Below are 25862 nucleotides of genomic sequence, written 5' to 3'. Positions count from 1 at the left end.
AGAAGTCACCACCCGCGGGGTTCTAACGGAGCGTGAGGAGAAGAACAGCATCGCGATCGCCTCCAACGAGGCGTTCACCAGGTGAGCAAGACCTTCGCCGACCCGCGGCTCTGCGCGGCGATCGTGGACCGGGTCACCTTCAACGCCACCCTCATCGAGACCGGCGCCGAGTCCTACCGCCTGGCCCGCATCAGGGCAAACAAGAGCAACGGGACGCAGTAGAGACCCTCTTCGGGCTTCGTGCGCGATCAACCGGGGGAGGGTCAGCTCCCGCCGCGGAGCGCGTCGAGGACGTGGGGCCAGGCAGCCGTCCCCAAAAGCGCGTCAGCTTCGGGCGTGCCTCCGTACAGGAAGCGTGGGGATGCCGACGCTGGGCTGTCGCCAGGAAAACGAGGGCGGTGACCGGCATCATGGCGGGCGATCAGACGCACCGTGGCCCCAACTGAGCGTCGGCGTTGCGCCAGTTTTTCGGCGAAGGGAAGAGACGGCCACATCGCATCGTCGCCGCCTGCGACCAGCACCAGATCGGCCCGCGCCTTGTCGACCGGGATCTCCGCCGGAGAGAGCAGGCCGGCAAACGTCCGCTCGCTGAGTTCGTACCACCCGCGGATGGCGACCGGCCCACCGCCCCCCTCTGCGGGAGTCCAGGAATCGTCCATCGGGACGAAAGGCAGCGCCTGCTCTCGCCAGGTCCAGGACGATCGATAAGGGTGTCGTGCTCCGTCGCGGCCTGGCCCGACGTTGCACCAGACCCGGGACGTGGGCGACATCGCGATGACGACGTCCACGCGCGGATCGTGCAGTGCCGTGAGCAGAGCTGCCTCAGCCCCCTTGGAAGTGCCCAGGATGCCGATGCGCTCCGCCCCGTTCAACCGGAGGAAGTCGACGGCGGCGGTGAACGTCTCCAGGGGGATCTCGCAGATCCCCGGGGTCTGCCCCGGACCGCCGAACCAGCGGATCGACACGGCCGTCATGCCCTGCTGGGCAAGGATGCGTGCTCTCTCCCGTTCGACGCGCCCGCTGGAACCCGCCAGGACCAGGACACCGATGTCACTGCCGCGGGCGGGAGTGGCCAGAATGCCCTCCCAGGGGTCGGTCAGCTCGCATTCGGTGACATCCACGTGGCCCCCGTCGGTCCGCCTCAACTGTCAGCGCAGCCTAATCGGCGCCAGCGTCCGGGCGGGCCAGGTCGGGGTCGGCCGGGTCGAACCGGGCGACCTCCGCGGCATGCACCGCATGGATGGCGCCCAGGCCGACGATGAGTAGCGCGGCGGGGCTATCAAGCCGGTCCAGGGCGCCTGGTCCTTTAGTGCGTTGAGCCAGGTTGGCCCGCCCCGATGGCGTCGGGAGCGAATGGCCGTGGTGTCTCCGGCGATGAAGCCCTTGACGAGCCAGAGGTGCTGGACGGTCTCCAGCAGCCGGACGGCTTGCTGACCGATTTCCTTGCTGGGGGCGTGGACGGCCATGCCCATGCACAACCGGGGGTAGCGGCCTGCGAGTTCGGGGTCGGTGTGCTCGCCGGGAGCAGGGTGGCGCTGTAGCGCGAGGTCGGGCATAGACCTCGTCGCCCACCTTGAACCCGCGCACCGCGGGTCCGACGCGGCAGACGACGCCCGCGACGTCGTGCCCGAGCGTAGGGGGGTGGACGGGGCCGCGTGCAGGATCCGGGTTTCGAGTGGGCACCTCTTCCCGTACGGGTGTCGCGCCGCAGGTCAGGTGTTGGCGCGGGGTGGGTGGTGCGGAGGGCGCGGCGCTGATGGCGCTCGTTGAAATTCCCCACGACTCGCTCAAGCATGGGGCAGAGTTGCTGCGCTGGATTCCCTATCTTCGCCTGCGGCAGCGGTCTTGGTCACGCGGCGCGGGGTGGCAGCCAAGTGTCGATAGTCGCTGTCAGCTAGTCGAGTTGGGTGAAGAGGTGTGCGTTCATGCCGAGGGCCTGGGCTGCGCGCACGTTCTCCTCGCGGTCGTCGATGAAGAGGAAGTCGGCCGGTGCGGAACGCAGGGCGGTGATGCAGTGGCGGAACGCTGCCGGGTCCGGCTTCGCGGCCTTGATCTTGCCGGAGAAGGCGACGAGGTCGAGGTTCCGCAGCCAGGGCTGGGCGGTGCGGAAGGCGTCAGCGTGGTCGCCGGGGATGTTGGACAGCAGGGCGACCTCGGCGCGGTCCCGCAGGCGCTGCGCGTAGGTGACCATGCGGTCGTCGACCCGGGACCAGCTGTCGATGTCGGCGAGCCGCAGCTCCTCGATCGTGTCGCCGTCGACGGGGCGTGAGAGCTTTCGCAGGACGGTGGTCCAGTAGGTGGCCGCGGTCTGCTGGGCGGCGTCGTAGGGCGGGCGGCAGGCCCAGTAGGCGTCGGCGAACGCGTCGGCGGGTGCGCCGCAGCCGGCGGCCATCTGTTCCAGGGCGCCGGGGCGTTGGTGGCAGGCGATGACTCCGAAGAGGTCGAACAGCACGATGCGTCGGTCGGGGGACACGGCGGGGCTTCCTGGTCCGGTCGTTGTCGCGGGTTGGTGGGGTGCCTGTGCGGCACGGTGTCAGGGTTGTGCCGCACAGGCGGTCAGTGGCTGCTGGACGCGAGCTCGGGTTCCGGCTCGGGCATGGCGCCGGAGCCGGTGCGCAGGATGCCGGCGGCTGTGGCGGTAGTTGCGCAGAGCAGGGTCAGCAGCAGGAAGGTGTGGTTCAGTGCGGTGAGGTGGGTCAGCCAGCCGATGACGGCGGGCCCGGCGAGCATGCCCAGGTAGCCGAGACCGGCGACCCGGGAGACGTTCGCCCCGGCCGCGGCGGGGTCCGCGTGGCCGGCCGCGCTGAACAGCTGGGGGATGCAGCCCGACAGTCCCAGGCCGAACAGCGCCCAGCCCACGAACGCGGCCCAGACCGACGGGGCGAACGCGGCGATCGTGATCCCGACGGCGGCCGTGGCCGAGCCGTAGCGCAGGACAGCCATCGCCCCGAACCGGGCGGCGACCCGGTCCGCGAGCAGACGCCCGGTGGTCATCGCCGCGGCGAACGTGCCGTACCCGAAGGCAGCGGTGCTCGCCGGGGCACCGAGGACGTCCTTGAGGTGCAGCGTGCTCCAGTCGTTCGCGGCCCCCTCGCACAGCATCGTCGTCAACGCCAGCGCGGCCAGGATCCAGATCCGTCGCACGGTGCTGCCGCGCTTGGCGGCCGGAGCCTGCCGACCCTGCTCGGTGGCGGTGGCGGTGGCGGTGGCGGTGGCGGTGGCGGTGGCGGTGGCGGCAGATGTGCCGGGCAGGAGGAGCCGCGCCGACGCCAGCGCGATCACGATGCCGAGCGCGGCGCAGGCACCGAGGGTGGCGGCCGGGCTCATGCCCGCGCTTGCGGCGCCCGCTGCGGCGATGGCGGCGATGACGCCGCCGACGGAGAAGGTGGCATGGAAAGCCGACATGACGGGCCGGCCGTAGGCCTTCTCCACGTGGACGGCGTGGGCGTTCATGCTCACGTCCAGGCAGCCGTTGCAGAAGCCGAAGGCCAGCAGGGCGCCCGCCAGCGTCCACGGGTCCCGGGCCAGGCCGGGCAGCACCAACACGGCGCTGGCCAGGATGCCGGTGGCGGGGACCACCAGGCGGGGGCCGAGGTGGTCGGTCAGGCGGCCGGCGACCTGCATGCCGGCGAAGGCCCCGAGCCCGAGCAGTACCAGCAGGCTCCCGAGGGTGGCGTGGCTGATGCCGACCCGCGTCTCAATGGCGGGGATGTGCACCACCCAGGTGCCCATGAGCGTGCCGCACAGGACGAAGTAGATGAAGGTCGCCGCGCGGGCGGCTCGAAGCGAAGGGTTCACACCGCCCACCGTAGCGAACATCTCAAATGTTTGAAAGTCCGCCTTTCGAACACGCTGTATGTTCGTTTTGAGGTGGTGTTCAATCACGGGTATGAGCAACGCAGACCGTCACTCCGTGATCGCGCAGGCCGTCGGGGAGTCGGGCCAGATCACCGTCCAGGAACTCGCCGCGCTGACCGGCGCATCGGAGATGACCATCCGGCGTGACCTCGACGTGCTCGCCGGACAGGGCGTCCTGGAACGCTTCCGCGGCGGAGCGCGGACCCTGCTGCTGCGCGGCGAGGAGCCGCCCTTCGCGCTGCGCGCCCGCGACGCGGTCGATGCCAAGCGGCTGATCGCCGCCGAGGTGTCCTCGCTCATCGCCGACGGCGAAAGCGTCCTGATCGACAGCGGCACCACCTGCCTGGAGGTCGCCCGCCTGCTGCGCGAGCGGCCGGTCACCGTGATGCCCCTGTCCCTCCAGGCCATCCACGTCCTCAGCGTCCCACCCGGCCAGGCCGCACTGATGGTGCCCGGCGGACGGCCCCGCGCCGCCGAAGGAGCTCTCACGGGGCCCCTCACCCTCGCCTCCCTAGCCGCGCTGCGCTTCGACACCGCGATCATCGGCTGCTGCGGCCTGAGTGCCGCCGAGGGCCTGACCGCCTATGACCTCGACGACGCCGCCGTGAAGAAGGCAGGCATCGCCTCAGCCCGCCGAGTCATCGTCGCCGCGGACGGCGGCAAACTCGGCCGCACCGCCTACGCCCACGTCGGCCCGGCCACGCTCCTGCACACCCTCGTCACCGACACCACCGCGCCCGCCGACGAGACCGCCGCCCTGGAGGGCGCCGGCACTGTCGTCAAGACCGTCTGACGAGACCGCCGAGCCGCAGCACCCAGGTTCGATGACGAGTCACTCTGCGGTACGCGGCGCCCTCGCTGCGTCGGTGGCTGTGGACCTGGGCCGACGGAGGAGACGTGTGGGACGAGGTGCTCGCGCTGCAGGAGTCCGAGCGTGAGCCGGGCACCGGGGCGACCGAAGCACGGTGACAGATGCCCAGACGTCTTGTTGCGGCCTTTGGCCTCATCTTGCCTGGACCCCAAGAAGGCTGTGGTCACGAAGCTCTGACTACTCGCTTGCGGCTGGTGACAGGGTTCTTACCGACATGTCGGCCGTGGGTTCAGCGTGACTCAGGTGCTTTCACTGGGAACCCACGGCGTCTTCGGCAGGCAGGCGTGAAGGTGCGGTGGGTCCGTTGCCGCTGAATCGGCAGGTCCTTCACCACTGGGCTCACTGGGCGCGCTGTCCGACACGGAGGACGCTCAGGTAACGGCGTGATGCTCGGTCGCGCATCCGCGTGCGGATGCGCTCGGCGACGGCGTCGAGCAGGGGCTCACGGACGTCGCGGTCGAGCCTCCGGTACAGCGACAACGAGCGAAGGTGATCGGCAAAGCCGTCTCCGTTGAACCACTGAACGGTCGGGTACCAGCGCACGATCGTTGATTCGAACAGTCCTCCGGGGTCTTCGACCAGGCCCCAGCCCTCGTCGGTGGTGCGCACGTCGTCCTCCAGGGGAGGATGACCCCAGTCGGGGTTCCCGGGGCAGAACTGCTCGTGGAGATCGGCGGTCTCGGCGTACACCTCCGGCTCTCCCGGCCGGCGGACAACGACGTGGCCGAGCAGCGCCATCCAACCTCCGGGATGGAGCACGTCGTGCGCCTGCTGCCAGCCGATCGACGGGTCGACCCAGTGCCACGACGACGCAGCCACGAGAGCATCGAAGCGTCGACCGCGGTCGTCCCACTCCTCGAACGTCGACGTCTCGACTGTGACGTTACGGAAGGAGGCCATCCGTTGGCGAGCGACTGCGGCCATGTCTGCGCCCGGCTCGATGGCGGTCACTGAGCATCCGAGTGCTGCCAGCGAGCGCGTCGCCTGGCCGGTTCCGCAGCCCACCTCCAGCACCGACGACCTGTCGGCCACGCCGGTAACGGCGACAAGGTCCGCGAACAGCTCGTCGGGGTATCCCGGCCGGACCCGGTCGTAGAGCTCCGGCACCTCGTTGAACACCCGGCCGAGGTCGTGTGGATTCGGGCGCATCCTCGGAGCATCAGTCACGAGCGCACAAGCTATGAGGTTCGTTGACGGGGACGCCACTGGTTTAACGGCTGCTCCTCGACAGCAGCGGTGTCGTCGAGCAGGTTCTGGGCGATGGCCGTGTAGCTGCTCGCGATGGTGTGGGACGGTTGAAGAGCAGGGCGAGGTGCAGCGGGCGGCGCCGACGGTAAGTGCTTCGTGCAGGACCCGGTCGCCGTGGATGCGTTCGAGGTAGAAGCCCTGGTGCGGTAGGTGCCGCTTGAGGTACTCGGGGTTGACGGGCCCGGTTCCCAGGGCGGTCTTCGCGTTGATCAGGACGTGCCGGTTCGGGGTCTTCGGCCAGGTGGCCCGGCGCTGGTCGAGCCAGGTCAGCAGGTCTGGTGGGGCAGTTCGCCAAGCCGTTGGCCGTGTCCGGCGATGGTGATCCTACGGTTGGGCAGGTCGTGGTCGTCCAGTGTGAGGCGGCGGATGGCGGTGGCGCGGGCGGCGTGGACGGCGGCCAGGGCGACGATCAGCCGTTGCGCCGGGGTGACGGCGATCCGTTGGACGGCGAGCACTTCGGCGTCGGTCATCGGCAGCAGACTGCGTGGGATGTCTTCCATCCTGAGGCGGGTGGTGGGGTTGGCGAAGATCAGGCCGCGCTTCTTGGCGAAGCGGAACAGTGAGCGCAGTGCGGCGATGGCGTTGCGCCGCTGCCATCCGCGCAGGGGTGACAGCGCGGCCGTGACGTCGGTGACGGTGCTCTCGCGCAGGTGCCCACGGGTCGTCGCCCAGTTCTCCAGCAGGGGGCGGACGCCGCCGAAGTAGACGTAGACGCAAGCGTGGGACCGGGGGCTTGGCACGGCTGTCGCCGTCGAGCAGGACCAGCAGCCAGGCACGGACGTCGCTGGCGAACCCGGCGGGCAGCTCGGCGGTGCGGTTCTCGATCCAGGTGCGGACCGCCAATACGCTGTCGTTTTCCAACAGCTCCAGGTCGGTGAGGACCTCGGCGACCCGAAGGCTGGAAGCGTGTCGCGGTAGTCGCGCACGGACTTCGGTGAGCTTCACGGGCTTGCCGGGCGGGCGGTCGGCCAGCACCGCGGTCAGGCCGTCCATCGCGCACCGCACGAGTGACGGCGACCATCCGTTGGCCTCGCCGAGCTGCTAGGCATGTGCTGCGGCCGACCGCAGCACTCGGTTGTCCGAGGTGAGGGCGGGGCGCTGCCAGTGTGGTGGGGGTGGGACACCCGCCTTGCGCCGGTAGTAGGAGCCCAGGCTCCGGCACTGGATCACCGGGACGGTTCTCACCGAGCGCCCTGGCGGGTGTTCGATGATCCCCATGTCGGGCACTCGCAGGGGAAGGCCCGAAAGGCACCGGCTCTGGCAGGGCGTCCACAGGAGGAGTCCTCACGTGACCACCTACGTCATCACCATCCCTGGCACATTCCTGCGAGAGCCGCAGGACAGCGCGCGCTCCGACCTCGTACGGCTGCTGCGGCCGGCCGACCCGCACCACACCTCGCTGGGTCGGCGGGAGGAACTGGATCTGCTCACCGTCAACGACGACCGGACCTTCAGCATCCGCCTGGAGGTGACGGCGGACGACATCCGCACCGCGGAACGGCAGGCCAAGGAGACCGCGGCAGCCGCCCTGCACAAGGCCGGCTTCACCAACGCCCAAGCGCCGCTGGGCCCCGCGACGGTCACCGGCATCGACAACGAGGCCTGAAACGGGGCACTGCGGTCACGGACTGTTCCAGAACTTCCCGGCGCACACGTCGATGTAGTGGGTGGGATCGAAGCGGCCGCCCCGCTTCGGAAGGAACCAGACGATCTTCCGATAGGTCCGGGTGCCCTCGCAGTTGCCCAGGTCGAAGGCCACGACGGTGCTCTCCTCCCAGGTCCCGTCGGCCACGGCCACCCCGTCGGGGGTGTAGACCGACTGCCCTGTTCCGGTGGCGCGCTCCCCGCCCCAGGACGTCCACTTCACGTCGCGGACCATCCCGGCGGGGCTGCCGCCGTTGTAGACCATGGTGGGTCTGGCCAGCCCGTACCCCTTCTGATAGGGGGCCCACAAGGTGCCCAGGACCGGGTCGGGCGTCGTGTCGGCGGGAGCCCAGGCGAAAGCCGTGACGGAGTCGCCGAGCCTGAGCTCCCGGTTCTTGGCGTCGGAAACGACAAGCGGGGAGGCGGGTGGCCGGAAGTCGGTGAGTCCGGCGTCCGCGGCACGTCGCGCGCTCCATCCGTGCGCCGTCGTCCGGGCCATCACCGCGTTCTGGCCGGACGGGGTCCAGACGCCGTCCTCCAGACGGTAGACGGCCGTCGGCTGCCGCCGCGCCGACGCCCCTGCGGTACAGACCTCGGCGGGCTGTGTGAAGACGCCGGCCTCGACCTCGTCGTGGGGACCGAACCACACGCCCGTGATCCGCAGCGGGGTGGATCGGTCGCCACCGGGCAGGGCGGTGGTGGTGTGTGTGCCGGTGTCGAGGTCGACGACGGTGGCCGTGTCCGAGGGCGTACAGGGATCACCGCCCGCAATGTTGCCTCCGTAGGCGAACACCCTGCCGTCCGGGCTCACCGCCGCGTACTGGCCCGGTGAGACGCGGGGCAGCTCATCAGGTCTCCTTCGTGGATGCCCCCGGCTTCAGCCGGGGGAGGAAACGAAGCTGCTGCGGAGCAGGACAAGGAGCGGGGTTTCGCCGCCAGGGCGAGAGACCGTGCTCTGACCCACAGGATTTGATCCTTAGTCATGGTCCCGCTGGTTTGTGAGCGTGACCACGACGCAGGTGAAGCGGGCATATCGGTACCGCTTCTATCCCACGGACGAGCAGGCAGCGGAGCTGTCGCGCACGTTCGGCTGCGTGCGCAAGGTCTACAACATGGCGCTCGCCGCGCGTACCGAGGCGTGGGCCAGACAGGAGCGGGTGAACTACAACGCGACGTCGGCGATGCTGACGGCGTGGAAGAAGACCGAGGAACTGGTGTTCCTCAACGAGGTCTCCTCGGTGCCGCTCCAGCAGTGTCTTCGGCACCTGCAGACGGCGTTCACCAATTTCTTCGGTAAGCGGGCCAAGTACCCTCGCTTCAAGTCGAAGAAGAAGTCGCGGAAGTCTGCCGAGTACACCACCAGCGGGTTTCGGTTCCGGGACGCGAAGCTGACGCTGGCGAAGATGACCAGTGCGCTGGACATCGTCTGGCACCGTCCGCTGCCGGAGGGCGCGAAGCCGTCCACGGTAACCGTGTCCCAAGACAGCGCGGGGCGCTGGTTCGTCTCCCTGCTGTGCGAGGACCGCGCCGTCAAGCCGCTGCCCGCGAACCGCAAAGCGGTGGGCGTGGATGTCGGCCTGGACCATCTGCTGACCCTGTCCACCGGCGAGAAGATCGCCAACCCGAGGCATGAACGCCGCGACCGTGCCCGTCTTGCTCTGGCCCAGCGCCGCCTGGCGAAAAAAGCCAGGGGCGACGGCGCCAACCGGCGCAAGGCCCGACAGAAGGTCGCCAAGATCCACGCCCAGATTGCCGACCGCCGACGTGACGGCCTGCACAAGCTGACCACTCGACTCGTTCGTGAGAACCAAACGATCGTGATCGAGGACCTGACCGTGCGGAACATGGTCAAGAACCGGTCCCTGGCCCGCGCCATCTCGGATGCCGCATGGTCGGAGTTCCGGAACCTGCTGGAGTACAAGGCCGCCTGGTACGGGCGGGAAGTGATCGCGGTCGACCGCTTCTTCCCCTCGTCCAAGCTGTGCTCCACCTGCGGCACACTCCAAAAGAAGATGCCGCTCAACGTCCGCAGGTGGACGTGCGACTGCGGAACGACCCACGACCGGGACGTGAACGCGGCGAAGAACCTGCTGGCCGCCGGACTGGCGGTGTCGACCTGTGGAGCTGGTGTAAGACCTCAACGGAGTACTCCGGGCGGGCAGTCGGCGATGAAGCAGGAAGCTTCCCGGCGCGAGCCGAGAAGCCCCCGCCTTTAGGTGGGGGAGTGTCACTCCAAGCCCTTCGCCGTCTTCTTCTTCTCGTACAACCTCCGGGCCGGGTCGCTGGTCTCCTCAGCGGGTTACAGAAGCAACAGCAGAACTACCGTGGGAGACGATCGTGCGTCAGCGCACCCTGTACACCGCCATCGCCGTGGCCTCCACATGCCTGGTGTGCGGCCTCGCGCCCGCCGCCGTCGCCGCGCCGGTGCAGGCCGTCAAGGCAACCAAGGCCATGCAGGCCGTCTCCGACTTCAACGGTGATGGCTACCGGGACCTCGTCGTCAACGAGCACGGCAGCTCCGGGGAGAAGGCGGAGGGCGGCGCCGTGGCGGTGCTGTACGGCTCCAAGACGGGTGTGAACGCGGCCAAGCGCCAGGTCATCACGCAGAACACCCCGGGCGTCCCCGGCATCACCGAGGGCTATGACCGCTTCGGTTCCCAGTCCGTCGCGGGCGACTACGACGGCGACGGTTTCACCGACCTCGCGATCTCGGCGAGCGGTGAAGACATCACCTTCGGCACCACCTACCGCCGTAACGCCGGTCAGATCGTCATCGTCTGGGGCGGGAAGAACGGGCTGACGAACCACGGCGCCGTGACCGTGAAGCAGACTCCGCCCACGGGCCCCGATGTCCGCCGGGGCTCGTCGCTGGCGGCCGGTGACTTCAACGGCGACGGCAAGACCGACCTGGCGACCGGTGACTACAGCACCGGGCGGGGCGGCGAGGTGCTGTACGGGCCGATCAGCCGCACCACCGGCAAGGCCAAGTCCGTGATCAGCCTCGGCCTCAAGGACGGTCAGACGTACGTCCACACCGCCCTCGACTCGGGCGATGTGACAGGCGACGGCATCACCGATCTCGTCATCCAGGTCTTTGCGGGGCGCACGGGCCCCGTCGACCGGATCGAACTCCATCGGGGTACGAACAATGGCCTGCTCCGCACCGGCAACCTGACCGGTGCCGACGGCAAGCTCCCGGTGAACCGTTCCGCCACCGGCGGCCATGTCGCCGTCGGCGACCTCGACAAGGACGGTCACGCGGACATCGTCGTCGGCAAGGAGTGGACCTACGAGGAGCCGATCTACTCCGGTCAGGTCAGCGTCGTCTATGGCGGCAAAACCGGTCAGTCGACCCGTCCCGTCCAGGTGATCACCCAGGAGACCGACGGCGTCCCGGACTCCAGCGAGAAGGACGACTACTTCGGCGTCTCGGTCTCCGTCGGTGACATCAACGGCGACGGCTACGCGGACCTCGCCGTCGGCTCCTCCGTCGAGAGCCTCGGCGAGCTGGAACACACCGGCCAGGTGACCACCCTCCTCGGCGGCAAGGGCGGTGTCTCCGGCAAGGGCGCGGCGTCCTACTTCAAGGGCACCGACGGCATGCCGGGCAGGCCCTCCTCGTACGACTTCTTCGGCGCCGCCGTGAAGCTGACCGACCTGAACGGCGACAACCGCGCCGACCTCGTCGTGGGCTCCGGCGGCGACGACGAGTCCCACAACGGTCGCGTCGACATCCTGCCCGCCGCGAAAGGCGCGATCACCGCCATCGGAGCGACGGAGTACACCGCCTCGGCGATCGGCCTCACCGATGGCGCCCGCCAGGGCTTCGGCCAATCCTTCGGCGAGTGACCTGGGGCGGCTCTGGCCGCAGTTTCGTGAATGCCCAGGTCAGCGGTCAGAATGCGGGATCGTTTCGGCAGCGTACTTCCTGCCGTGGCGAGCAAGACGGTTGAGGATGTGCTGTTTCCTGGGATCGATGTGCGGGTGGAGGGGGTGAGCGATTCCTCGGACGTCCTGGTGGTGGAGGCGGTGTCGACGGCCCGCCCATGCCGGTGCCCGAACTGTCGCAAGCAGGCTCGCCGCGTACACAGCACGTATCAACGCACCCTGGCTGAGCGGCCGTTGGGCTCGCGCCGGGTCGTCGTCCGGCTGCGGGTGCGCCGGTGCTTCTGCGACCGCGGGAGCTGCTCCCGCACGACGTTCGTCGAGCGGGTGCTGGGCCTGTCCGCGGGGTAACGCCCTTCCAGCACCGGGCTGGCGGGCTGGCTGCGGTCGATCGCGATCGAGCTCGGCGGCCGTCCTGCCGCACGGCTGTGCCGCCGGTTGCGGCTGACCGCTGGCCGGACGCGTCTGCTCGGGCTGCTGACGGCACCGCCGGTGCCGGACCGTGCGCCGCGGGTACTGGGGGTGGACGAGTTCGCCTTCCGCAAGGGCTGCACCTATGGCACGGTGCTGGTCGACGTCGAAGCCGGCCGAGTCGTGGATGTGCTGCCCGATCGCACCTCCGAGACGTTCGCGGCCTTGCTGGAGGAGCATCCCGGCGCGGAGATCATTTGCAGGGACCGAGCGACCGCCTACACCAAGGCGGTCAGGGAAGCCGCCCCCAACGCCCTTGAAGTCGCTGATCGCTGGCGCCTGTTGCAGAACTTGTCCGCCGCGGTGGAGAAGACCTGCCACCAGCACCGCGACTTCCTGCGCACACGCGCCGAGGAGGAGACGGCGAGCGAAATAGCCGAACTGCCCGAGGTGACCCCGATGCTGTTACCTCCCGCGGAACTGCCCCGCACGCAGATCATTTAGCGCACTGGTCACCGCTACGAGGACATCCACCGCCTGCTGGAGAAGCGCTGGACGGTCAGCGCGATCGCCCGCCGTCTGAACCTCGACCGCAAGACCGTCCGCCGCTTTCGCGGCGCAGACCTCGACGAGCTGCTGGCCTCCGCCCGTGAGCGTCGCCCCAACGGCGTCCTGGAGCCGTTCAAGGCGTACCTCAACGCCCGTTTTACCGAGGCACAAGGCCAGGTCAGCGGCACCCGGCTGTTCCTTGAACTCCAGGCCCGCGGGTACCGCGGCAGCCGCCAGGTCGTCCGCGAAATTCTCGCCGCCCTCCGCGCGGGCGCCGCCGAACCGGTCCGGGCCGACATCCCGAGCCGTCGCAAGATCACCTCGTGGAGCATGCGGCCCCGGGAGACGCTCACCGAAAGCCAGGACGAACGACTCCTGCAAGTTCGGCTTGCCTGCCCGGACATCGCCCGGGCCGGCGATCTCGCCCGCGCCTTCGCAGACCTGGTCCGCCACCAGCGCAGGTACCTTCTGCTGAAGTGGATCCGACAGGCCGAGCAGCACGCACCGAAGCCCACGAGGGGCTTCGCGGGCTCTCTCCGGCAGGACCTCGACGCCGTCACCGCAGTACTCACCCTGCCCTGGAGCTCCGGAGCCGTCGAAGGACACGTAAATAGGGTGAAAACCATCAAGCGAGCCATGTCATAGCTCATGGCGGCATTGTGCTGGCCCCGACTGACAGCCGATGCCACCACGGTCAACAACTGTGCTGGTTCGTCACGGAATTGCGGCCAGAGCCATTTTCACGAAGCCTCATCAGCGCGCCCTCCGCAGTGTTCGTGTACGCCAGTCAGTGCGCCGTCCTGGTGTCCCCTTCGGGCTCGATGCCCAGTAGCGCGAGGGCGTTGTGGATGCCCTGATCGAGGACTTGATCGGCGAGCTGGGGGTCAGCGAGGGCCCGTGAGAGCTGGAGTGTGCCGGCCATCATGGCGTACGAGCTGAGTGCCATGGGGCGGACCGAGAGCGGGTCGTTGGGCGCCAGGCGGGCGGCGATGCCGTCGGCGACCACCAGTACGCCCTCGGTGTAAGCCTGCTTGGTGAGGTGTGTGCAGCGCCCTATCTCGTCGAGCAGGGCGGCGGAGGGGCAGCCGACGTCACGGCTGTCCCGGTGCCAGGGGGACAGGTACCAGCGCACGATCTGTTCGAGGCCGGCGCGGCCCGGTTCCGCGTGCGCGACGATACTCGCGTTCTGGGCCTCCAGCTGGTCGGCGATCGTGGTGGCCACCAGGTCGTCCTTGGACGTGAAGTGGGTGTAGAAGGCGCCGTTGGTCAGCCCGGCGTCCTTCATGAGCGCCGTGATGCCCGAGCCGTCGATGCCGTCCTCCTTGAAGCGGCGGCCCGCCGTCTCGATGATCCTCTGCCTGGTGGCCTGTTTGTGCTCTTTCCTGTATCGCACTACACACACTCCTCTGCGCGCCGGGGGGCCACTCGCCCTCCAGCGGTTCCTCCAATGTATTGTATTGTGAACGTAATTCAATATTCCCGGATTCCGACGCTCTCGCGGCCGGGGCGGGGCCGTCACCCCTCGGTCCCCGCCGCACTGAACCGCCTGCACTGCCGGCCTGCATGCGGTCCCGTGGCTGGCCGCAGGTTCCGCCCGCCACAGGGACTCCCCTTGCGCGCTCGGTCGCCCACGTTTAGCACTATGGCCATAATGCTCACGAAGATCGTGAAGTGTCCCGCCCTGCGTGCCCACGGTGAAACGATCACGCGTGCCGGGCGTGACCGCGTTGTTGGGCCCGTCCAGGGGATGTCGTAGCGCTCGCTTTGGAAGGTCATGGCGGTTCGAAGGTGTCGTCGCCGCCGCTCAGGGTGAAGTGGTCGGTCGCCAGGGCCGAACGCAGGGGCCGTCGCACAGCTCGCCGTCCTCGAGGACCTCGGCGTGCCGTGGCGTGATGACCGTCCCGGTCACTTTGCGTGCACGGAGCTTGAGCCGCCCCACGGGGTTTTGTCCGGTGTCGAGGAGAAGGGCGCCGGAAGCGCTGCAAGTGGGCGATGCGCCGTACCGGCGGCGCGCGGTCGGGGCTGAGGCGGGCGTTGTCGTAGTCCGCGGTGCGGACTCCGGCTCAGCCCTCGTCCTGGAAACCGGGGCGCAGCCAGGCGTCGTCCTCGTGCCGCGCATTGATGTCCTGTCCGTCGTGCAGATCGTCGGCTGCGACCGGTCCGGGGCCGGACCGCCACGACTCGCCGGTCACGACCTGCCTCTCGTGGCCGTCGGCGTAGGTGAGCCGCTCCTGCCCTGGTGGTGCGCTGTGCTGTGGGCCACGATGCTCGGCGGAACCCGTTATTCCGTCGCTGTGGATCTCGTTCGGCTCCGCCACTTGCGCCCCAATGAAAGTACGGTCATACTTTAATAGTCGGCGGGTTGTTCAGGGACCTGATCCAAGGGGTTTCCCACTTCCTGGGCCTCCTCTGACCGTCGACCCCGGACTGCAGTCGCAGCCCGGAGACGCATGGGAACCGCTCTGCGCCCGCCTGCGAGGAAGCAGAGGCTGACGCACGGTGGCGGTAACTCTCACATCGAAGGGCACGACCGTGAACGCACGCGAATCACGAGGTGACATGGTGACGTCGTACAAGAACGCGCAGACCCGCACCGTCACCGCCGACGGAGTAACCTTCGCCTACCGCGACCTCGGCCCCCGGACCGGCATGCCAGTCATCTTCATCACCCACCTCGCCGCGGTCCTGGACAACTGGGACCCCCGGGTCGTTGACGGCATCGCCGCCAAGCACCGGGTGATCACGTTCGACCTCAGGGGCGTGGGCGCGTCCAGTGGCGAGACGCCGCAGACCATCGAGGAGATGGCCAGGGACTCCGTCACCTTCATCCGGGCGCTGGGGTTCGAGAAGGTGGACGTCCTCAGCTTCTCGATGGGAGCCATGATCGCCCAGGTGATCGCCCAGACCGATCCGCAGCTCATCCGCAGGCTGATCCTCGCGGGCACCGGTCCGGCCGGAGGCGAGGGCATCAAGAACGTGACCCGGATCTCGCACTACGACACCGTCCGGGCGCTGCTCACCTTTCAGGACGTGAAGCAGTTCCTCTTCTTCACCCGCACCCCGAACGGGATTCGGGCCGGCAAGGAGTTCCTGGCCCGTCTGAAGGAGCGCACCAAGGACCGTGACAAGGCGATCCGCCTCAAGTCCTACTTCTCCCAGCTCAAGGCCATCCACCGCTGGGGGCTGGCAAAGCCGCAGGATCTGTCCGTCATCCAGCAGCCCGTGCTCGTCGCCAACGGTGACGACGACCGCATGGTTCCGACGCCGAACTCGCACGACCTGGCCCGGCGACTGCCCAACGCCGAGCTGGTGATCTACCCCGACGGCGGCCACGGCGGCATCTTCCAGTACCACGAGCAGTTCGTGCCGACGGCTCTCGAGTTCTTCGGCCGGCCGTAGAGGCGCGGTGCGGTCTGCATACGGGCCGAGGACGTGGGGTCAGAGCCGTGACGCCCGGTGGGCGGGCGGCTCTGTCACCTGTTCGACGTGACTGGCCTGCTCGCTTCTCGGTCATACGACGCCGAGGTGGTTGACGTGCGGGACGGCGATGCGGAGACCGGCGTGGTCGACGTTCCGTCCGGGCGCCAGGACCCAGGCCCAGGACCTGCGCTGCCGCTACGGCGTATTTCGAACGCGTGCAGCGCCGGCCGCCGTACGAGCGGAGGACCGGCCGCGCCGGTGTTGCTCCCGAGATCGCGGTTGCCTCGGGGGCCGCCCGTCACGCTGACGGCGCAAACGCGGGTGCAAGGCACCGGCGTCGGCCCTTGGTCACCAGCCGGTGTTGACCGTCATCGCGCGAAGGCGAGGGCGTTCTCGATTCCCTGCTCAAGGACCTCGTCGGAGAACTTCCGGTCGGAGAGCGCGCGGGACAGTTGCAGCGTTCCCACCGCCATGGTGTAGAGCCCGATGGCCTTACCGCGGGCGGACTGCGGATCCTCGGGTGCCAGGCGGGCGGCGAGCTCGTCCAGGATGGCCCTGGCGCCGTCGGTGTAGGCGCTCTTGGCCCCGTCACCGCAGCGGCCGATCTCGTCGAGCAGGGCGGCGCTCGGGCAACCGTCGCCGGGGTTGTCCCGGTGCTCGGGTGACAGATACGCGCGGATGAGGTCTTCGAGTCCCTCGCGGCCGGGCCGCAGCGCGCCGTACTGCTTCACCTGCGCGCTCAGCTGCTCGGCGACGACGTTGGCGACGAGGTCGTCCTTGGACTCGAAGTGGGCGTAGAAGGCTCCGTTGGTGAGCCCGGCGTCGGACATCAGCGTGGAGATGCCGGAGCCGTCGATGCCGTCCTTCTTGAACCGGTGGCCGGCCCGCTCGATGATCCGCTGCCGCGTCACCTGCTTGTGCTCTTTGGTGTAGCGCGCCACAGGGTTCCTCCATCAACTCCGCCGGGCCATTGCCTCGTATCCCATCCTAATGTGTGGCCTGACGCATGTAATATTATGGTTGGCAGCTGATTTGCGGCCGATCCGCCTCCCATCGGACGGCAAGTCATGGGCCCGTGTGGCGACCTTGCGCCGTCGAGCGCGTTGCGGTCGCAGGCGTCCGCCGTAAGGCCGACGGCGTGGGACGACGAGATGCCGGCTGCGATCTCCGGCGTGTCCGGCCGCAGATCCACGATGCCGACCCGGGCGCCGCGGGAGGGGAGGGGAGGGTTCGGGTCGTGGCGCTGCCGAGTCCGCCGGTGCCGACGGTGCCGCCGGTGATGAATGCGACCTTGTCGGCGAGTTCGTATGCAGTCATGCGGGTGCTTCGTCTTCGGTGAGCCTTTTCCAATCTGACGGCGACAGTGAGGTGTTGGAGGCCGGCTGTGCGGAAGGGGGAAGGTCCTGGTAGGTGGGTTCTCGACCAAGATGATCTGTGTCCGCCAGGAGCTTCGCGTGCTTGCCTGCCCCTCGTCGATCGATCTGTCCAGCCGCACCCTGCACTTCCTGACCACACTGGTGCGTGCCCGGCAGCGAGAGATCGGGACCCGGTGGCGACGCCTGTCTGTCGGCCCTCAGGTGCTGCTCGTCCTTGCCCACCTGCGGTGCGGGGACTCCTACGCGCGGCTCGCCGCCGGGCTCGGCATCGGCGTCGCGACCGTGTACCGATACGTACGTGAGGGGATCGACGTCCTGGCCGCCGCCGCGTCGACCCTGACCGAGGCGATGGGGACCATACGGGCGCAAGCCTTCGTGATTATGGACGGCACCCTGCTGCCGATCGACCGATCGCCGCCGACACCCCGTACTACTCCGGAAAACACAGACGCCACGGCATGAGCGTCCAGGTTCTCACCGATCCGTTCGGCCGACTGCTGTGGGCCTCACAGGCATTGCCCGGATCGGCCCATGGCCGGGCCGCCGCCCGGTGCCACGGCATCATCGCCGCAATCGCCGAGGCCGACGTGAAGTGCTGGGCGGACAGGGCTCACCAGGGCGCCGGCCGCCCGGTCCGTGTGCCGTTCAGGGGCCGTCGGCTCAAGGGCTGGAAGCGGTGCACAACAGCAGCCGCGCCAAGACCCGCTGCCTCGGCGAACAGGCCATGGCCACCCTGAAGGGCTGGCGCCTTCTGTGGAAACTCCGCTGCAGCACCAACGGGATCACTGACATCCTGAAGGCCGTCGTCGTCCTTCACCACGCCTCGACCTGAGGCTAGAAAAGACTCCATGAGTGTTGACATCTTCATGTGCCGGTTCGAGAACGGTGAGCCGGCGCCGCTGGACATGAGTGCTGCGCACGAGGTCCTCGGCCCCTATGTGGTGGCACGGGACCCCCGGATGAACTTTCTGCAGGTGCGTACTGCGGAGGGGGAGGAGGCGGGTGTGTTCTTCTCCAGCCCGGACAACATCACCTTCAACCGCTTCGGAGGCGGCGGAATCATGGACCTCCTCGCCGTCCTGCTGCGCCGGCTGGACGCCGTGCTCGTCGTCCCGGGCGGACCAACCATGATTCAGCGGGACGAGGACCGCGACCTTCTGCCTGCCGCCCTCAGGGACGAGTGGCCCGTCGTCGTGGCCCGCACCGGCGCGGAGATCGATCGGGCGATCCGGGCTTCCTGAACGAACGGACGAGTCGAGGAGCCCATCCCTGGTGTGTGCCACCCGCAACGGCCTCGTGAAGACCGTGCTCGTCCTTCACCACGCCTCAACCTGAGGTTGGAAAAGGCTCAGTCATGGGACGGGGGCCGAGTCCACGTCCGGTGCGGCGAGTCCGGATTCCGAGCTGCGGGGCGGGACCTCGTCGTCATCGCCGGCACACCGCCCGCGTCGCGAGCGTATGTTCACCGCTGCGTGCTGCGCCGTGCGTACGCCGAAGCGCCCGAGGACGGTGATTCCCTCGGGCGCCGGGCGCTCTGGTCAGGCGGCGTGGGTGGGGTAGTCGGTGTAGCCGGCCGCTCCGCCGCCGTAGAACGTGTTGGGGTCGGGGGTGTTCAGGGGTGCGCCTGCACGTATGCGCTCGACCAGGTCGGGGTTGGCGAGGGCCATCGAACCCACGGTGACGACGTCTGCGATGCCGTTCTCGATGTCCTTGGCGCGGGTGGCGATGTCGGTGCCGGCGCGGTTGAGGATCAGCGTGTTGGGCCACAGCTCGCGCAGCGTACCCAGGAGTTCCTCGTCGCCGCCGTGGGCGAGGTGCAGGTAGGCGAGGTCGAGGGGGGCGAGGGCGCGTACGAGGTGCGGATAGAGCTCGTGGGTGTCGTGCTCCGCGAGGTCGCCGAGCTGGAAGGGGTTGCCGGGGGAGAACCGGATGCCGGTGCGGCCGGCCCCGATCTCGTCGGCCACGGCGGTGGCGACCTCCACCGCGAAGCGGATGCGGTTGTCGAGGGAGCCGCCGTACTGGTCGGTGCGCTGGTTGGTGGTGGGGAAGAGGAACTGGTGGATCAGGTAGCCGTTGGCGCCGTGGATCTCGACGCCGTCGGCGCCGGCCGCGATGGCGGCCGCGGCGGCCTTGCGGAAGTCGTCGACCGTTGTGGCGACTTCCTCGGTGGACAGTGCGCGTGGCTCCGGCATCTCCTGCATCCCGGAGCCGGTGAACGTCTGGCCTGCGGGCTTGATGGCGGAGGGGGCCACCGGCTGTCGGTGGTGGGGGGTGTTGTCGGGGTGGGAGATGCGTCCGGTGTGCATGAGCTGGATGACGATGCGCCCGTCGGCCTTGTGTACGGCGTCGGTGACCTTGCGCCAACCGGCGATGTGCTCGTCGGTGTAGATGCCGGGGGTCACCGGGTAGCCCTGGCCGTCGGCGGAGGGCTGGGTGCCCTCACTGATGATGAGGGCGTGCGAGGCGCGCTGGGCGTAGTACTCGGCGTTGAGCTCGGTTGGCACCCCGTCCGGGGTGGCCCGGCTGCGGGTCAGGGGGGACATCGCCAGACGGTGCGGCAGGGAGATCTTTCCGGCGACGGTCGGGGTCCACAGGGCGTTGAGCATGCGTGGTTCCTCAGGTTGTTGGTGGCGGGCATGCGGTGGGCCGGGTGTTCCGGGCAGCGAGTCCGATGGGGCATCCGCCACGAGCATGGGTAAATTACATTACGTCCGTAATGTCTTTCTGGGTGACGGACGGCGCAGGAACGGCCGGGACGGCCGTCCGTCGAGGGCGTGCCGTTCGCCTTGCGCGCGCAGCTATCTACTCGTCGAGGAACTGAAGGGCGTGCTTCAGGAACCGCTCGGGGTACTGGAACTGTGCTCCGTGCCCGGCGTCGGGGTAGATCAGCAGTTGGGCGTTGGGGATGTTCTGGGCGAGGTGCCAGGAGTTGATCGAGGCGATCATCACGTCGTTCTCGCCGTTGAGGACCAGTGTCGGCTGGGTGATCGCGTTCAGGTAGGCGTAAGGGTTTTCGCCCGGCAGCGGCTCCGCGTAGGCCATGGTCGCTTCGAACTGTGCCTGCCCGACTGCGGGCGAGCTCGGCGGGTCCTGGTCGGCCCGCTGGTGGCGTCGCTCCCAGAAGGCCCGGCCGGCTTCGACCGCGGCCTCCGAGCGGCCGAAGAACAGGAAGAGGAAGTCCTCCAGGCCGGGGACCGGATTCAGTGCCACCTCGGGCACCTTGGGGTCCATCGTCGGGTCCCCGCCGCGCAGGCCGGTGCCGAGCAGGAGGAGCTTGCGCACCAGCTGCGGGTGCCGAAGCGTGACCTCCTGTGCCTGGTAGCCGCCGAGGGAGAAGCCGAGCAGGTCGACCTGCTCCAGCCCCAGCGCCCGGATGACCGCGGCGATGTCGTCGGCCATGTCCTCGACTCGGTTGCGCGGTGTGCCGGATGAGGAGGCGATGCCTCGCCCGTTGAACAGGATGACCTCACGGCCTTCGGCCAGGCCGTCGGTGAGCAGGGGGTCCCAGTTGTCCATTCCCCCACGGAAGTGCTGGACGAGGAAAATCGGGACGCCGGAGGGCTTGCCGAAGCGTCGGTAGACGAACCGGTCGCCGTCGACCTCGATGTACTCGGTCGGTGCGGTCACATGCGTGTCACTCATGGCCTGCGCCTTTCTGGTGAGGGGATGAGCAATAGAATGACGATCGTCATATGAAAAGTCAAGCTCTTAGATGTCGATCGGCATCTATGTATGCTTGAGCGTCGAGCGTCGACCGTGGAAGGGGCGGCTGGACATGCGAGTGACCAAGGCGCAGGCGGAGCAGAACCGTGCGCACATCGTCGCGACAGCCGCCAGGCTGTTCCGTGAGCGCGGCTATGACGGTGTCGGCGTGGCGGAACTGATGGCAGCCGCCGGGTTCACCCATGGCGGGTTCTACAAGCACTTCCGCTCCAAGGCCGACCTGATGGCCGAAGCGTCCGCGAGCGGGCTCTCGCAGATCGCGGCACGAACAGAAGGCCTGGACCCCGCCGAGTTCGTCGAGGGCTACGTCTCCCGGGAACATCGCGACGGGCGCAGTGACGGCTGCACCATTGCGGCCCTCAGCGGCGACGCAGCACGTCAGCCGGCGGACATCAAAACGGAGTTCGCGGCCGGGATCGAGAACCTGCTGACGGCCCTTCAGGCCCCAAGCGACACACCGGGGGAGGGGGACCAGGACCAGCGTGCGGCCCGCGCCATGGTGATCGACATGCTCGCCCATTCGATCGGAGCGGTCATGCTGTCGCGGGCATGCCCCGACGATTCTCCGCTGGCGGACGAAATCCTCGATGTCTGCCGCAAGGAAATCCTCGCCTCACTGGCGCACGGCAGCGGTGACCAGTCGGCGGCACCGAGCCCAGAAGCCTGAGCTTGTCTTACCGTTTCAGCGCGCGTCCACGCCTCTGTACTGCGAGAACGAGCAATCAGATGGTGCGGTCGGCATCGCGCGGCACTACATGTACTCCAGCGATGCCTTCAGGCGGTCTCCCTCAACTGTGCAGAGGAGTCCTCCACCCGCAACACATAGGCCGCAGCGCCGGCGTAGGAAGCCTCGACGACAAGAACGGCGATCAGCAGCGCATGCGGCCACCCATCCGCCACGATGCTGACCACGCGCCCCACAGCTAGGCCGCTCATGAAGGTGAACAGCGTGATGAGCGAAGTCCTGGTGTAACGCGTGTTGGAGGCTCCCAGGCCGAACAAGATCGCCATGGCTACGAACAGTGACCCGGAACCGCTCCTGAAAATGTTCGCCTCCGAGGGCGACTGGATGCCGACCCCGTAGACGTCGAGCAAGAGGTGGGGAGCCAAGAGATAGATCAACCCGATCACGCCGATCCCGAGGCCTGCGGAACCAAGAACCACCTTGTTTAGACTCATCTTTCTGATACCTCCGGTTTGGGAGCTCATCGAGGAAGCTCCAGAACATGCGGCACGAACTGCTCGTGGTGTTGAAAGAGGGTCTGTTTCATCAGCCTGAAGAGGTGCCCGATGTCGAACGACCCTGCGCGGTGAGGCATTGTCCGTCGCGTTCTCCGAGTTCGGACCCCGGCGGGCGGGGCGGGGCCCTCCGGCCGGGAGCCGGCGGCCGAGCTGCCGTGGAAGCGTGCCTGCCGCGGCAGGGACCCTGGTGGCCGCCGGGGATGAAACCCGCCCGGGGTGTCGCGGCGCCTACGGGCGCCCTGTGGGGCGTTGCGGTCGGTCGTGGGCGCGGCCGGGGCGATCAGAGGGCTTCGTTGACCCGGCCGATGTACTCGCCCAGCTGGTACTCGACGTCGAGGCCCTTCTCGGCGACCAGTGCGCCGAGCCCGTCCGCACGCGCGGCGAATCCCGGCTGCGTCAGGGTGCCCGCGAACTCGCCGAAGGCGGCGACCAGGTGGGCGTCAGGCGGCAGTGTCGCCCGGTTGACCTGGGACTTCGCGGTCGCCAGCGCCTGCCGGTCGAAGGAGGCGAGACGGGCGACCGTCGCGTCGACGAAGGCGTCGAGCTCAGCGTCGGGCAGGGTCCGGGTGACCCATCCCCAGCGCTCGGCCAGGTCGGCGTCGTAGTCGGCGCTGGTCAGGATCGCCTCCAGTGCGCGGTCGCGGCCGATGGAACGCGGGAGCCGCTCGGCGCCGCCTCCGCCGGGGACGAGGCCGAGGCCGACCTCGGGCTGGCCGAAGAGCGCCTTCTCGCGGCTGGCGTAGCGCAGGTCGCAGGCGAGGGCCAGCTCGTTGCCGGCGCCGCGGGTACGGCCGCGGATGGCCGAGATGCTGACGAACGGAGCCTTGCTCAGCCGCAGGACCATGTCGGTCCACAGCGGGTTGTCGTCCTCGTGTTCGGGCGCGGGGAGGTCGGCGGCCGCGGCGGCGTCGAAGTGGTTGATGAAGAAGTCGGGGAGTTCGCTGGCGAAGACGACGACCTGGATGTCCGGGTCGTTCTCGAGCTCCTCGACGATCTTGTGCAGCGTCAGGATCGACTCGGGAATCACCAGGTTCACGGGAGGATTCGAGAACGTGATCCTCGCGGTCTGCGGGGTCGTCCGCTCCAGGCGGATCGTGCTGGGCTGGCTCATGGCGTGGGTTCCGTCTCGTGTTTCGTAGGGGGCTTGGGCTTGCGTGGCCGTGATCGTGTTCGGAGCTGCATCGGCTGGGGCGGCCCCGCCTGCACCTGCGCGGCGCGTGGTGGGCTGCGTTCGTTTGAGCTGATGGCGAGCCATCGTTCGGCCTTCATCATTTACCGTACGGTCATAATACAATAAGCCGGGAAGTGCTCGGCAGGCAAGACTCGACGCGCGGGGGAACCATCGGCCGGCCGTTTTGCACGTATGGCCGACCGGTGAACCCGCAGCCGTCGAGACCGCCGTCGGTGCACGAGAGCGGGAAAGGTCAGCAGGGCGGAAGAGATCCTCGCTTTCGAACAAGGCCGCCGCCGAAGTCGTCGCGGACGGAGGGGCACCGGCTCCCCGCAGCAACGTGCCCTGCTCGCCGCCCTGCTGCTGCGCGAGGGCCGGATGGCGACCGCGAGCGAGCTGATCGACGCGCTGTGGGGCGAGGAGCCACCGTCGCAGGCACTGGCGGCGTTGCGGACTTACGCGTCCCGGCTGCGCAAGGTGCTGGGCCCCGAGGTCCTGGTGACTGAGTCCGGCGGCTACGCGGAACGGGGGCTGAGCGAGGGCGCCTTCGACCTGACGGCAGCTCAGGATCTGGCGGCCGAGGCGGAAAAGGCGCCGGTGCGCTGGCAACCTGCACCGGGCGCGGGACGTGCTCGGCCGGGCGCTGGCGCTGTGGGGCGGCGAGGTGCTGGTCGGCGTGCCGGGGTCGTACGCGGAGACTCAGCGGGTTCGCCTGGAGGAGTGGCGTCTCCAACTCCTGGAGTCCCGCTTGGACATGGACTTGGAGCAGGGCTGCCACGCGGAGGCGATGTCGGAGCTGACGGCGCTGGCGGTGTACGCGAACACGCGGCGCCTGCTGGCGGACGAGCCGGGCGTGGACCCGGGCCCCGCTCTTAAGGAACTGCAACAGCGCATCCTGCAGGCGGACCCAGGAATGGAGGAGCCCTGTGCATCAGCCCCGGAACTTGGTGCAGTGCCGGTCTGCCCGAATCAACTCCCCGCCACCGTCCCCGACTTCACGGGGCGTGCCGCCGTCGTCTCAGAGCTGAGCGAGGTCCTCGCCCAGGCTGAAGGCCGGGTAATAGCGGTGTCGGGCATCGGCGGGGTGGGCAAGACGACGCTGGCGGTGCACGTGGCGCAGAGAGCGCGGGCCGCCTTCGCCGACGGGCAGTTGTACGTGGACCTGCAGGGTGCGGCACACAGGCGGCGGAGCCGAAGAGGGTGCTGGGCGCGTTCCTGCGGGCGCTGGGCCCCCCGGACTCGGCGATCCCCGACTCCCTGGAGGAACGCTCAGCCCTCTATGGGGAGTGCCAGTTGAACGTCGTCGACTGAGCGTCAGTGCGCAGGCGCAGCGATCTGGTCGTTGAACTGACGGGCGGTGCTCACTTGTTGCGGGTATGAGTGACGAAGGGTTGAGGGCGTGCTGTGTGTCGAAGGAGTCGGATGCGTGCCCGTGAGATCTGAGCTTCGCCACCGGCAAGAACATGCCCGACGAGGCCGCCGCCCGTGCTTCCGCCAGCGGGAGGAATAGTCAGGACCTGTGGATCCAGTGCCACGTCAGGCAACGGTTGCCCTGTCCGCTAGCGGCACCTGGGGGCGATGTCCCGCGCCGATATGTCCGCCGTTCGAGGGCACGGCCCGCTCGGGGCAACGCGACCCCGAGCCGTCGTTCGTCTCGAGGGAGCGGTCTACGTGCCAGGACACATCACGTCAAGCCGTAACTCGCGTGGGCCGGTATCGCAGGGCTACCGCCCCCGACCGGAACTCATGGCGGTTCACGAGCTCGAGCTGGATGCGCTCGCGTAGTCCGGCGAGCAACGTCGGCCCGTGTCCGGCAAGGACCGGCTGAACAAGGAACTCGTACTCGTCGATCAGTCCCAGATCTGCCAACGCCAGGGGGAGCGTCACGCCACCCACCCACAGGCCCTCGCCTGACTCCTGCTTGAGCTGCTGAACCGCTTGCTCCAAGTCGCCTCGCACCAGGTCGGCATTCCAATCGACCCCGCTCAGGGTGCTCGACACGACGTACTTCTTCGCCCGGTCAATGGTCTCGGCGAACGGGATCTGCGACTCATCCATCCAGTCAGGCCACGTGCCCGTGGCCGGCTTCCGCCACGCCGACTCCATCATCTCGTAGGTCACCCGGCCGAATAGCAGGGCATCGGCTCGCTCCATCTCAGCGGTCCAGTAGCGCATCGACTCCTCGTCCGGGGGGAGCCCTGCCTCGTGATGGCAGCAGCCGTCGAGCGTGACGTTGATCGAGTATCGAAGTGCTCTCATCTCGTTGCTCTCCTTGATGCGCGCCCCGCGTTCACCAGACCGTACTCAGACCACTGCCGGCGCTATTTCTCATCGGTGCCCCGATCGCATCTACTTTGACGCTGTCGTGACGCGAACTTTAACGTCGTCGTGATGCGAACCAGACCGCAGACCGAGCGCGCGACCTATTCGGCGCTCGGGGCGTTCAGGTTTGCACCGGGGCGGC

Annotated in this window: 25 protein-coding genes and 4 pseudogenes; 13 read left to right on the top strand and 16 right to left on the bottom strand. The window is 68.5% G+C overall.

Annotated features, from left to right (window positions below):
* Window positions 1–19: 19 nt before the first annotated feature.
* Window positions 20–222 (top strand): annotated as a pseudogene (locus ABZS97_RS13910) (ATP-binding protein); the annotation flags it as partial.
* A 41-nt stretch (window positions 223–263) separates the two neighbouring features.
* Here the strand turns inward: ABZS97_RS13910 and ABZS97_RS13905 are convergent.
* The 4 genes and pseudogenes from ABZS97_RS13905 to ABZS97_RS13890 all read right to left on the bottom strand — a co-directional run bounded on the left by ABZS97_RS13905 (window position 264) and on the right by ABZS97_RS13890 (window position 3819).
* Entirely contained in the window at window positions 264–1121 is an 858-nt protein-coding gene (locus tag ABZS97_RS13905) for an acyl-CoA thioester hydrolase/BAAT C-terminal domain-containing protein (RefSeq protein WP_356137185.1), read from the bottom strand.
* A 37-nt stretch (window positions 1122–1158) separates the two neighbouring features.
* Window positions 1159–1632, bottom strand: a pseudogene (locus ABZS97_RS13900) (alcohol dehydrogenase catalytic domain-containing protein); the annotation flags it as partial.
* 262 nt (window positions 1633–1894) lie between these two features.
* Window positions 1895–2473 (bottom strand): HAD family phosphatase, encoded by a 579-nt coding sequence (locus tag ABZS97_RS13895; RefSeq protein ID WP_356137183.1) that lies wholly within the window; start codon window positions 2471–2473, stop codon window positions 1895–1897.
* 83 nt (window positions 2474–2556) lie between these two features.
* Window positions 2557–3819 carry an MFS transporter gene (locus tag ABZS97_RS13890; RefSeq protein WP_356137181.1) on the bottom strand — a complete coding sequence of 421 codons (1263 nt, stop codon included), beginning with the start codon at window positions 3817–3819 and terminating at the stop codon, window positions 2557–2559.
* 70 nt (window positions 3820–3889) lie between these two features.
* Between ABZS97_RS13890 and ABZS97_RS13885 the strand changes: the two genes are divergently transcribed.
* Window positions 3890–4651 (top strand): DeoR/GlpR family DNA-binding transcription regulator, encoded by a 762-nt coding sequence (locus ABZS97_RS13885; protein ID WP_356137179.1) that lies wholly within the window; start codon window positions 3890–3892, stop codon window positions 4649–4651.
* Between the two features lie 417 nt (window positions 4652–5068).
* On the opposite strand, the gene ABZS97_RS13880 is transcribed toward ABZS97_RS13885, so the two are convergent.
* On the bottom strand, window positions 5069–5896 hold the full coding sequence (locus tag ABZS97_RS13880) for a class I SAM-dependent methyltransferase (RefSeq protein ID WP_356137177.1): 828 nt from the start codon (window positions 5894–5896) through the stop codon (window positions 5069–5071).
* 347 nt (window positions 5897–6243) lie between these two features.
* Complete coding sequence (locus tag ABZS97_RS13875) at window positions 6244–6717, bottom strand: hypothetical protein (protein WP_356137175.1); 474 nt, start codon at window positions 6715–6717, stop codon at window positions 6244–6246.
* A 548-nt stretch (window positions 6718–7265) separates the two neighbouring features.
* Between ABZS97_RS13875 and ABZS97_RS13870 the strand changes: the two genes are divergently transcribed.
* Window positions 7266–7583 (top strand): hypothetical protein, encoded by a 318-nt coding sequence (locus ABZS97_RS13870; protein ID WP_356137173.1) that lies wholly within the window; start codon window positions 7266–7268, stop codon window positions 7581–7583.
* Between the two features lie 15 nt (window positions 7584–7598).
* On the opposite strand, the gene ABZS97_RS13865 is transcribed toward ABZS97_RS13870, so the two are convergent.
* Window positions 7599–8414, bottom strand: a complete 816-nt coding sequence (locus ABZS97_RS13865; RefSeq protein ID WP_356137171.1) for a hypothetical protein — start codon at window positions 8412–8414, stop codon at window positions 7599–7601.
* A gap of 211 nt (window positions 8415–8625) precedes the next feature.
* Here ABZS97_RS13865 and ABZS97_RS13860 point away from each other — a divergent pair, with 211 nt between their 5' ends.
* The 5 genes from ABZS97_RS13860 (at window position 8626) to ABZS97_RS13840 (ending at window position 13111) form a co-directional block, all read left to right on the top strand.
* Window positions 8626–9837 carry an RNA-guided endonuclease TnpB family protein gene (locus ABZS97_RS13860; RefSeq protein WP_356137169.1) on the top strand — a complete coding sequence of 404 codons (1212 nt, stop codon included), beginning with the start codon at window positions 8626–8628 and terminating at the stop codon, window positions 9835–9837.
* 121 nt (window positions 9838–9958) lie between these two features.
* Window positions 9959–11470, top strand: a complete 1512-nt coding sequence (locus ABZS97_RS13855; protein WP_356137167.1) for an FG-GAP-like repeat-containing protein — start codon at window positions 9959–9961, stop codon at window positions 11468–11470.
* A gap of 84 nt (window positions 11471–11554) precedes the next feature.
* Window positions 11555–11857: a transposase family protein gene (locus tag ABZS97_RS13850; RefSeq protein ID WP_356137165.1), complete on the top strand. Its 303-nt coding sequence runs from the start codon at window positions 11555–11557 to the stop codon at window positions 11855–11857.
* A 171-nt stretch (window positions 11858–12028) separates the two neighbouring features.
* On the top strand, window positions 12029–12421 hold the full coding sequence (locus ABZS97_RS13845; protein ID WP_356137163.1) for a transposase: 393 nt from the start codon (window positions 12029–12031) through the stop codon (window positions 12419–12421).
* Between the two features lie 375 nt (window positions 12422–12796).
* Complete coding sequence (locus ABZS97_RS13840; RefSeq protein WP_356137161.1) at window positions 12797–13111, top strand: transposase; 315 nt, start codon at window positions 12797–12799, stop codon at window positions 13109–13111.
* A 142-nt stretch (window positions 13112–13253) separates the two neighbouring features.
* On the opposite strand, the gene ABZS97_RS13835 is transcribed toward ABZS97_RS13840, so the two are convergent.
* From ABZS97_RS13835 to ABZS97_RS13825, 3 genes are all read right to left on the bottom strand, one after another.
* On the bottom strand, window positions 13254–13859 hold the full coding sequence (locus ABZS97_RS13835) for a TetR/AcrR family transcriptional regulator (protein ID WP_356137159.1): 606 nt from the start codon (window positions 13857–13859) through the stop codon (window positions 13254–13256).
* A 411-nt stretch (window positions 13860–14270) separates the two neighbouring features.
* Window positions 14271–14585, bottom strand: coding sequence for a family 78 glycoside hydrolase catalytic domain (locus ABZS97_RS13830; RefSeq protein WP_356137157.1), 315 nt, complete (start codon window positions 14583–14585; stop codon window positions 14271–14273).
* Window positions 14530–14784 (bottom strand): alpha-L-rhamnosidase N-terminal domain-containing protein, encoded by a 255-nt coding sequence (locus ABZS97_RS13825; protein ID WP_356137155.1) that lies wholly within the window; start codon window positions 14782–14784, stop codon window positions 14530–14532. The genes ABZS97_RS13830 and ABZS97_RS13825 overlap by 56 nt, the downstream gene beginning before the upstream one ends.
* 214 nt (window positions 14785–14998) lie before the next feature.
* Here ABZS97_RS13825 and ABZS97_RS13820 point away from each other — a divergent pair, with 214 nt between their 5' ends.
* On the top strand, window positions 14999–15865 hold the full coding sequence (locus ABZS97_RS13820) for an alpha/beta hydrolase (protein ID WP_356137153.1): 867 nt from the start codon (window positions 14999–15001) through the stop codon (window positions 15863–15865).
* A 389-nt stretch (window positions 15866–16254) separates the two neighbouring features.
* On the opposite strand, the gene ABZS97_RS13815 is transcribed toward ABZS97_RS13820, so the two are convergent.
* Entirely contained in the window at window positions 16255–16827 is a 573-nt protein-coding gene (locus ABZS97_RS13815; protein ID WP_356137151.1) for a TetR family transcriptional regulator, read from the bottom strand.
* Window positions 16828–17340: 513 nt separating this feature from the next.
* Here ABZS97_RS13815 and ABZS97_RS13810 point away from each other — a divergent pair.
* Both ABZS97_RS13810 and ABZS97_RS13805 read left to right on the top strand, forming a co-directional pair.
* Window positions 17341–18094 (top strand): annotated as a pseudogene (locus ABZS97_RS13810) (transposase family protein).
* 16 nt (window positions 18095–18110) lie between these two features.
* On the top strand, window positions 18111–18503 hold the full coding sequence (locus tag ABZS97_RS13805; protein ID WP_356137149.1) for a hypothetical protein: 393 nt from the start codon (window positions 18111–18113) through the stop codon (window positions 18501–18503).
* 297 nt (window positions 18504–18800) lie between these two features.
* On the opposite strand, the gene ABZS97_RS13800 is transcribed toward ABZS97_RS13805, so the two are convergent.
* Both ABZS97_RS13800 and ABZS97_RS13795 read right to left on the bottom strand, forming a co-directional pair.
* Window positions 18801–19868 (bottom strand): alkene reductase, encoded by a 1068-nt coding sequence (locus ABZS97_RS13800; protein WP_356137147.1) that lies wholly within the window; start codon window positions 19866–19868, stop codon window positions 18801–18803.
* Window positions 19869–20064: 196 nt separating this feature from the next.
* Entirely contained in the window at window positions 20065–20904 is an 840-nt protein-coding gene (locus ABZS97_RS13795; RefSeq protein WP_356137145.1) for an alpha/beta hydrolase, read from the bottom strand.
* Between the two features lie 70 nt (window positions 20905–20974).
* Here ABZS97_RS13795 and ABZS97_RS13790 point away from each other — a divergent pair, with 70 nt between their 5' ends.
* Complete coding sequence (locus tag ABZS97_RS13790) at window positions 20975–21652, top strand: TetR family transcriptional regulator (RefSeq protein ID WP_356137143.1); 678 nt, start codon at window positions 20975–20977, stop codon at window positions 21650–21652.
* A 107-nt stretch (window positions 21653–21759) separates the two neighbouring features.
* On the opposite strand, the gene ABZS97_RS13785 is transcribed toward ABZS97_RS13790, so the two are convergent.
* Together ABZS97_RS13785 and ABZS97_RS13780 are read right to left on the bottom strand one after the other, a co-directional pair.
* Entirely contained in the window at window positions 21760–22164 is a 405-nt protein-coding gene (locus ABZS97_RS13785; RefSeq protein ID WP_356137141.1) for a DUF4345 domain-containing protein, read from the bottom strand.
* A 343-nt stretch (window positions 22165–22507) separates the two neighbouring features.
* A complete protein-coding gene (locus ABZS97_RS13780; RefSeq protein ID WP_356137139.1) occupies window positions 22508–23338 on the bottom strand; it encodes an enoyl-CoA hydratase/isomerase family protein in 831 nt (276 codons plus the stop codon).
* A gap of 330 nt (window positions 23339–23668) precedes the next feature.
* On the opposite strand from ABZS97_RS13780, the pseudogene ABZS97_RS13775 reads away from it, so the two are divergent.
* Window positions 23669–24679, top strand: a pseudogene (locus ABZS97_RS13775) (BTAD domain-containing putative transcriptional regulator); the annotation flags it as partial.
* Window positions 24680–25087: 408 nt separating this feature from the next.
* On the opposite strand, the gene ABZS97_RS13770 reads toward ABZS97_RS13775, so the two are convergent.
* The gene (locus ABZS97_RS13770) at window positions 25088–25657 is read right to left on the bottom strand and encodes a dihydrofolate reductase family protein (protein ID WP_356137137.1); all 570 of its coding nucleotides are present in this window, start codon (window positions 25655–25657) and stop codon (window positions 25088–25090) included.
* Window positions 25658–25862: the final 205 nt, after the last annotated feature.

Origin of the sequence: Streptomyces sp. NPDC005485 (assembly GCF_040606085.1) — a bacterium.
GTDB lineage: Bacteria > Actinomycetota > Actinomycetes > Streptomycetales > Streptomycetaceae > Streptomyces.
This window is presented reverse-complemented; position numbering and strand designations above follow the sequence as displayed.

Bases quoted from the DNA above. Each gene is read 5' to 3' on its own strand.
- ABZS97_RS13890 (WP_356137181.1), bottom strand. From the start codon at position 3,819: ATGTTCGCTACGGTGGGCGGTGTGAACCCTTCGCTTCGAGCCGCCCGC.
- ABZS97_RS13885 (WP_356137179.1), top strand. From the start codon at position 3,890: ATGAGCAACGCAGACCGTCACTCCGTGATCGCGCAGGCCGTCGGGGAG.
- ABZS97_RS13840 (WP_356137161.1), top strand. From the start codon at position 12,797: ATGCGGCCCCGGGAGACGCTCACCGAAAGCCAGGACGAACGACTCCTG.
- ABZS97_RS13830 (WP_356137157.1), bottom strand. From the start codon at position 14,585: ATGCGCGGCACGAGGACGACGCCTGGCTGCGCCCCGGTTTCCAGGACG.
- ABZS97_RS13805 (WP_356137149.1), top strand. From the start codon at position 18,111: ATGAGTGTTGACATCTTCATGTGCCGGTTCGAGAACGGTGAGCCGGCG.
- ABZS97_RS13800 (WP_356137147.1), bottom strand. From the start codon at position 19,868: ATGCTCAACGCCCTGTGGACCCCGACCGTCGCCGGAAAGATCTCCCTG.
- ABZS97_RS13795 (WP_356137145.1), bottom strand. From the start codon at position 20,904: ATGAGTGACACGCATGTGACCGCACCGACCGAGTACATCGAGGTCGAC.
- ABZS97_RS13790 (WP_356137143.1), top strand. From the start codon at position 20,975: ATGTCGATCGGCATCTATGTATGCTTGAGCGTCGAGCGTCGACCGTGG.
- ABZS97_RS13785 (WP_356137141.1), bottom strand. From the start codon at position 22,164: ATGAGTCTAAACAAGGTGGTTCTTGGTTCCGCAGGCCTCGGGATCGGC.
- ABZS97_RS13780 (WP_356137139.1), bottom strand. From the start codon at position 23,338: ATGAGCCAGCCCAGCACGATCCGCCTGGAGCGGACGACCCCGCAGACC.
- ABZS97_RS13770 (WP_356137137.1), bottom strand. From the start codon at position 25,657: ATGAGAGCACTTCGATACTCGATCAACGTCACGCTCGACGGCTGCTGC.